Source organism: Microcystis sp. M49636_WE2 (assembly GCF_030065375.1).
GTDB lineage: Bacteria > Cyanobacteriota > Cyanobacteriia > Cyanobacteriales > Microcystaceae > Microcystis > Microcystis aeruginosa_C.
Genome location: NZ_JASJFG010000214.1, coordinates 1 through 5,596, shown reverse-complemented (window position 1 = coordinate 5,596; position 5,596 = coordinate 1). Strand labels below are relative to the sequence as shown.

Annotated in this window: 11 protein-coding genes and 1 pseudogene; 6 read left to right on the top strand and 6 right to left on the bottom strand. The window is 39.5% G+C overall.

From position 1 onward, the window contains the following. Positions 1-374: 374 nt before the first annotated feature. From PX484_RS04850 to PX484_RS04825, 6 genes and pseudogenes are all read right to left on the bottom strand, one after another. Entirely contained in the window at positions 375-572 is a 198-nt protein-coding gene (locus PX484_RS04850; RefSeq protein WP_256377557.1) for a hypothetical protein, read from the bottom strand. A gap of 101 nt (positions 573-673) precedes the next feature. After that, positions 674-904, bottom strand: coding sequence for an addiction module protein (locus PX484_RS04845; RefSeq protein ID WP_002800346.1), 231 nt, complete (start codon positions 902-904; stop codon positions 674-676). A gap of 158 nt (positions 905-1,062) precedes the next feature. Then, positions 1,063-1,167: pseudogene (locus PX484_RS04840) on the bottom strand (PEP-CTERM sorting domain-containing protein); the annotation flags it as partial. A 51-nt stretch (positions 1,168-1,218) separates the two neighbouring features. Further along, complete coding sequence (locus PX484_RS04835; protein WP_052278029.1) at positions 1,219-1,554, bottom strand: type II toxin-antitoxin system PemK/MazF family toxin; 336 nt, start codon at positions 1,552-1,554, stop codon at positions 1,219-1,221. After that, complete coding sequence (locus PX484_RS04830; protein ID WP_045362295.1) at positions 1,555-1,809, bottom strand: hypothetical protein; 255 nt, start codon at positions 1,807-1,809, stop codon at positions 1,555-1,557. Positions 1,810-1,974: 165 nt separating this feature from the next. Next, the gene (locus PX484_RS04825) at positions 1,975-2,691 is read right to left on the bottom strand and encodes a PEP-CTERM sorting domain-containing protein (protein ID WP_159292869.1); all 717 of its coding nucleotides are present in this window, start codon (positions 2,689-2,691) and stop codon (positions 1,975-1,977) included. 340 nt (positions 2,692-3,031) lie between these two features. Between PX484_RS04825 and PX484_RS04820 the strand changes: the two genes are divergently transcribed. The 6 genes from PX484_RS04820 to PX484_RS04795 all read left to right on the top strand — a co-directional run bounded on the left by PX484_RS04820 (position 3,032) and on the right by PX484_RS04795 (position 5,198). After that, positions 3,032-3,277 carry a hypothetical protein gene (locus tag PX484_RS04820; protein ID WP_002734321.1) on the top strand — a complete coding sequence of 82 codons (246 nt, stop codon included), beginning with the start codon at positions 3,032-3,034 and terminating at the stop codon, positions 3,275-3,277. 40 nt (positions 3,278-3,317) lie between these two features. Then, positions 3,318-3,521 carry a type II toxin-antitoxin system RelE family toxin gene (locus PX484_RS04815; RefSeq protein ID WP_012266334.1) on the top strand — a complete coding sequence of 68 codons (204 nt, stop codon included), beginning with the start codon at positions 3,318-3,320 and terminating at the stop codon, positions 3,519-3,521. Positions 3,522-3,785: 264 nt separating this feature from the next. Beyond that, positions 3,786-4,085 carry a hypothetical protein gene (locus PX484_RS04810; protein WP_147069458.1) on the top strand — a complete coding sequence of 100 codons (300 nt, stop codon included), beginning with the start codon at positions 3,786-3,788 and terminating at the stop codon, positions 4,083-4,085. After that, on the top strand, positions 4,060-4,422 hold the full coding sequence (locus PX484_RS04805) for a DUF5615 family PIN-like protein (RefSeq protein WP_287767606.1): 363 nt from the start codon (positions 4,060-4,062) through the stop codon (positions 4,420-4,422). Before PX484_RS04810 ends, PX484_RS04805 begins: the two co-directional genes overlap by 26 nt. A gap of 249 nt (positions 4,423-4,671) precedes the next feature. Beyond that, complete coding sequence (locus PX484_RS04800) at positions 4,672-5,013, top strand: hypothetical protein (protein WP_110544785.1); 342 nt, start codon at positions 4,672-4,674, stop codon at positions 5,011-5,013. After that, positions 5,010-5,198: a hypothetical protein gene (locus PX484_RS04795; protein WP_002783384.1), complete on the top strand. Its 189-nt coding sequence runs from the start codon at positions 5,010-5,012 to the stop codon at positions 5,196-5,198. Before PX484_RS04800 ends, PX484_RS04795 begins: the two co-directional genes overlap by 4 nt. Positions 5,199-5,596 lie beyond the last annotated feature (398 nt).

Below are 5,596 nucleotides of genomic sequence, written 5' to 3'. Positions count from 1 at the left end.
TCCTTTTACATAATCTCCAAAAATACCTAATTCACTGACATGATACTTTTCTTTTACTAAGGACTTAACTTGACCCAAAATCGCTTTAATTTCTTCTAAATTTTTCATGATGCTTACCTTCTAAGATAACGGAAAAGACTTTTACCCTACTGATCAAAATTTTATTTCCTGTATCTGTATTGTAGCAGATAGCGGATGAAAGGATAAACCATACTCCTTAAAATCATGAGAATTGAGAGAGTTATGCAAAAAATACCCCCTCAACTGACTAAATGAAGGGACATTTATAGTATTTTTAGAAGCAATTTAGCCTACTTTTCTGGTTTCTTTTTCGATGGATTGGGAGGGTTTTAGTTTAGGTTTGAGTATCTCGATTATTCTAAATTTCGCTTTTTCCAGTAATCAGGTTTACGTTTTCCATTTGCGATCGCAACTACCCAAATAGATGCTTCAAATTCTACATAAAAGATGATGTAAGGAAAACGGCGAATGAGATAACGGCGCATCCCTTCGATAGTATGGGCTGTTCCCAGATTAGGGTTAATTTTAATTTTTTCGAGAGCTTGTTCAATTTCAGATAGTAAATCTAGCCCTAATCCTATCTTTTACTTCTCATAATATTGAATAGCATTGTCAAGTTCTCGTCTTGCTTCACTGTGAATAATAACAGGTTTCACGAATATTTCTCTCGTAATTCCAATAATACTTTATCCGATGGTTCACCCTTGGCTGTTCCAGCATAAATTTCGGCTAATCTTTGAGTTAATTCTCTATCCCAAGCATCTAAAACATTGTCATCTACACCTTCATCTAAGGAATGGATGAGAAAGTAAGCCAGTTCAGCGCGATCTTGTACGGGAAGTTGAGCAAGTTCTATTTTGAGGGTTTCTGCTGTTTTAGTCATCTTGAAAGCATCTATAACCAGTCATCTTAGATTGTAGCAGATATCGGATGAAAAAATAAACCATCCTCCTTGAAATTATGGGAATTGAGAGAGTTATGCCAAAAATACCCCCTCAACTGACTGAATGAAGGGGCATTTATGGTATTTTTAGAAGCAATTTAACCTACTTTTGTGGTTTCTTTTTCGGTAGATTGGGAGGGTTTTAGTTTACGCTTTAGGGTTGATACTGCGCCTAGTGTACTGACTACCAGGAGACTTAAAGTTCAAGTTTTCCAGAAAGAAAATTAAACTAATTAAACATTCATATTAGGGTTTTATGTTAAATCTAATGTGTATCGCATCGCCTCTTCCAATTGCTGTAAATAACTAGAAGAAAGTGTCCCCAACTGTCGTTGAAGTCGTTGTCTATCAATAACAACAATTTGATAACATAAGGCTACTGATTCCTGATTTAAGCCTCCTTGTCCTGCGGGAATAACCATTGTTCCGGGGATTTGTGCGCGACGTAAATTACTGGTTAATGGAATTACAACAACAGTGCTAGTGAAGCGATCAATATTGTTATATTCGACAATAATAACAGGTCGAATACCAGCTTGTTCTGAACCACGACTCGGATTCAAATCAGCTAGATAAATATCGCCTCGCATTTATTCCTTATCCTCTTGTTCAAGGTGAGATAAATAATCGGGTAAAATACTTTCTGAAAAGCTAATATCCTCTTGAGCAAATTCATTTTGTAACGATTGTGCTTCTGCATCTGAAATATTGTCCCATTTCTGAAAACGTGAATTTCTTTGTAAGGATTTGACAAATTCAAGGACTTTTTGCTGTTTTTCTAGCGGTAAAGTCTTAATACTTTGCAAAATCTGGTCTTGAAGATTATTAATATGGGTGACAGACATTTCAACTTTTACTATATTTACACTAGGCCAGCCATTTTACCATAAAAAAACGCTCTTGTTGTCAATTAGTTAGCAACAATTAAATAATAGACAATAAACAATACACAAAAAATACCCCCTCTACTGACTGAATGAAGGGGCATTTATGGTATTTTTAGAAGCAATTTAGCCAACTTTTGTGGTTTCTTTTTCAATGGATTGGGAGGGTTTTAGTTTGCGCTTCAGGGTTGAAGCTGCGCCGATAGTGCCGAGAGCGAGGAAGCCTAAAGTAGAAGTGGGTTCGGGAACTGGTTGGACACCCAAAAGTTCGCCATCAAAAGTAACTTCGCTGGCAAAGACCCACGCAGTGCGTCGATTTAGAGTAAGTTGTAGGGAACTACCACTAAAATTTAATCCTGAAAAAGTATAGGATGTTGCCTCTGAACCAGGCGGATCAGTAAGAGTTCCCGAATCGTAATTAGAGCTGCCCATACTTAATAATATACTTTGCGGTACGGAAATAGCAGCATCACCATTTAAGTCAGCCACATGGACAGTAACTGAGTTTATCCTGACTGTGCCAGCAAAGTTAAAAGTAATGACAGGATTCCGGTCTAGCCAACCAACATAAGGTCCTGTACCGTCTGGAACTTCTACATCAATCCACCTTTGTGTAGGAATTATGCCATCAGTTAGATCTCCAACTCCTCCGCTGAGAGGAGCATAATCTAGCGACGTGTTTCCAGTGCCATTATATTTCTTGTCCCAGTATCTAGAGCCGCCTCCATTTTCCATATCATAACTGATAGGTGTAATTTGAAGAGCATTAGCAGTACCTATTGTTGCCAAACTGATAAGTACGGCTCCCCCAATAGAATTTTTGACAAGTTTAATGAATACCATGATAGATGCCTCAAGACATTGAAGTTGTTAGTGGGATTTAACTGTTTTTTGGCAAAGTTGGCAAAGAGTAAATTGATACGATCGCTTTTTTAGCAGCCAAGTTAACCAGCAGTTTTACCTAACCCTAAAGGGTCAGCAAAGACAACAATACACATCCCCCCCCCACAATTGTATTTTTTGATACAATTTAATAAATTTTTATATTTCTCTCTTAATCCCGATAAAGAAACCGCAGAACCAAGTCGGTTGTGAACAGCCCACCGCTTTTACCATTTTTGGTTAGTATCTGGATGTGGTATTATTTGAGGTGTGTTCGGATTATCTGATACGATCAAGGTCTATGACAACTTACTATGAAATCCTCAGCCAAATAGAGAATCTTCCCCTTACGGATAAGTTGCGACTTTTAGAGGATTTAAAAACTATCATCAAGCCGACCGTAGCGCCAAAAGATGACGATGAGATCATTCCAGCCGAAGAACTTGCTGAAAGCCAAGCAGCATGGCAAGATTATTTATCCGGTCGAGATACCGGAATCACTTCAACAGAATTAAAATACAAATTATTTGGAGATAAACTTGGCTGATTATATTCTACTTAGACAAGCAGAACGCTACTTAGAAAGGATGCCTAAAAATGATCAAATTCGTCTTCTTGAAGCTTTGGATACTTTGATTTCGGATTCTACAAAATTAGATATTAAACCCCTTTACGGAAGAGATGAACTAAGATTGCGAGTAGGTAAGTATCGAGTGTTGTTTTTTGAAGATAGAGACAACAATCTATACGTCATTACAACTATTAAACCTCGCGGCGATGTCTATAAATAATACCAGAACTCTTTTCTAGACTGCTGTTTCTCCTTTCGCCATAAGACAGTGATTCACAGAAGAAGGAGTCTCAGGTGTTTTTCCCTGTTTTTCCCCTTTTCAGGTGAACTATCCACTTCCGTGAGGGATTGTGACGCGGTATGTCGGATTTGCCTTTGCCTTCTCCCTTAAACTATCAACTCGATCACTAACCAAATTAAGCCCGATTACCTCCCATCAACCAGATGATAAACTAGGGATACCAGCTTTGATCAAGGCATCAGCATGACCACTAACGCGGCAAAAACTCAATGGCAGTATTTAGAGAAACGTCCTCATTCCTGGCGACAACAGCTTTGTTTTCAAGGTAGGAGGCTGAAAGCTTTTGATGTCTGGTCAGATATGATTGTCAACGATATGACTCCTCAAGAAGCAGCTCTTAATTGGGAGTTACCTTTGGCTGCTATCTATGAGGCAATTGACTACTGCGAGGCTAATCAGCAGCTACTCAAGCAAGAAGCGGAAGAAGAACGCCACCGTCTGGAAGCAAAGGGGATTAGTGTTGAGCCTAAGATTATTGCTTGATGAGGACTCGCAATCCCAACTTCTGGTTAAGTTACTTACGGCTGCTGGTCATGACGTACTGACGATCAATAAAATTGGTTTGACTGGCTGCACAGATGATGTCGTACTTGACTATGCCATACAGGAAAATCGGATTCTGCTAACTCATAACTGCGATGACTTTGAAGAGTTGCACCAAGCCAATCCAAGCCATTCGGGTATCTTAGCGGTTTACCGTAACGCTAACCGCTTTAAAAATATGGACTTCAAGGCAATTGTCAATGCGATCGCCAATCTTGAAACGGCTAACGTCCCTCTTGCTAATCAGTTCATTTCCCTGAACCACTGGAACTATTAATTCTGCTTTGTCGTGATCGCGTCACAAATCTTAAGTTATATATCTCTCACACTAGCGATCGCTTTCTTTTCCCTGTTTTACTCCTTCTCAGGCTGTATATCCTCATTCCGTGAGATATTGTGGCGCAGTATGTCTGATTCGCCTTTGCCTTCTCCCTTGACTGATCCTCAACTCGATCGCAAACTAAATTAAACAGGATTACCTCGTACCAACCAGATGATAGACTGGGGATAATAGAAATAATTGAATATGGCTACATTACCGGAGGAAACCTTAGCGAGCATTTTTGATCTACTGCGTCAACTAGCGGATCAGATAGAGTACGCATCGGCAACGGAATGGCAACTTTTTACAGAATATGGGGAAAATGAACGGACATTATCAGAATTAGAAGAATTATCTAATGCCAGAGAGAGGATAACTAATTCCTACTCCCGAATTAATAATATCCTGCTGAGAATTTTACAAGAGCAGCCGACTCTCTCAAATACGATGCTAGAGATGTTAGAAAGAGCGATTTTGCAAGGAACAGCCAGTGTGGATGCTGTTAGTGCTAGTGTTGATGAAGTAAAGAGGCAATGGAACTTATGATGACTTACCGCACCTCCTATCCCGATGAAGCAACGAGAAAACAATGTCTTGAAAGCTTACGCGAAACTAACCGCCAGATTGAGCTTTATAATCTTTTTTTAGACGATATACTCGCCCAACTGGAAACAGAATCCCGTCAAAAGAGACGAGAAAGGCTATTGCAAAGAGGGCAAACTATTAAATAGAGGGATGCACAGAAGAAGGATTCTCAGGTGTTTTTCCCTGTTTTTCCCCTTCTCAGGCTGTATATCCTCATTCCGTGAGATATTGTGGCGCAGTATGTCTGATTCGCCTTTGCCTTCTCCCTTGACTGATCCTCAACTCGATCGCAAACTAAATTAAACACAATTAATATCAACCGACGGGATTCAACTGACCTAATTCCACGCTCACCGCATCAAAGCGATTGTTCCCGGGACGATAGGAGAGAATTTCCAATCCCTACTTAGGGTCTGCTGAATAAATCTAAAAACCTTGTTGGGTAAGACTTTTAGACTTTTTGTCAATCAAAAAGTACCAGGCATGGGAGTGATCAGGGGGAAAATTGAGGTACTTTTTCCCTGAAAATTAGGTAGTTGACCAC

Coding starts and splice junctions, on each gene's coding strand:
- PX484_RS04845 (WP_002800346.1), bottom strand. CDS start 904: ATGACTAAAACAGCAGAAACCCTCAAAATAGAACTTGCTCAACTTCCC.
- PX484_RS04835 (WP_052278029.1), bottom strand. CDS start 1,554: ATGCGAGGCGATATTTATCTAGCTGATTTGAATCCGAGTCGTGGTTCA.
- PX484_RS04830 (WP_045362295.1), bottom strand. CDS start 1,809: ATGTCTGTCACCCATATTAATAATCTTCAAGACCAGATTTTGCAAAGT.
- PX484_RS04825 (WP_159292869.1), bottom strand. CDS start 2,691: ATGGTATTCATTAAACTTGTCAAAAATTCTATTGGGGGAGCCGTACTT.
- PX484_RS04820 (WP_002734321.1), top strand. CDS start 3,032: ATGACAACTTACTATGAAATCCTCAGCCAAATAGAGAATCTTCCCCTT.
- PX484_RS04815 (WP_012266334.1), top strand. CDS start 3,318: ATGCCTAAAAATGATCAAATTCGTCTTCTTGAAGCTTTGGATACTTTG.
- PX484_RS04810 (WP_147069458.1), top strand. CDS start 3,786: ATGACCACTAACGCGGCAAAAACTCAATGGCAGTATTTAGAGAAACGT.
- PX484_RS04800 (WP_110544785.1), top strand. CDS start 4,672: ATGGCTACATTACCGGAGGAAACCTTAGCGAGCATTTTTGATCTACTG.
- PX484_RS04795 (WP_002783384.1), top strand. CDS start 5,010: ATGATGACTTACCGCACCTCCTATCCCGATGAAGCAACGAGAAAACAA.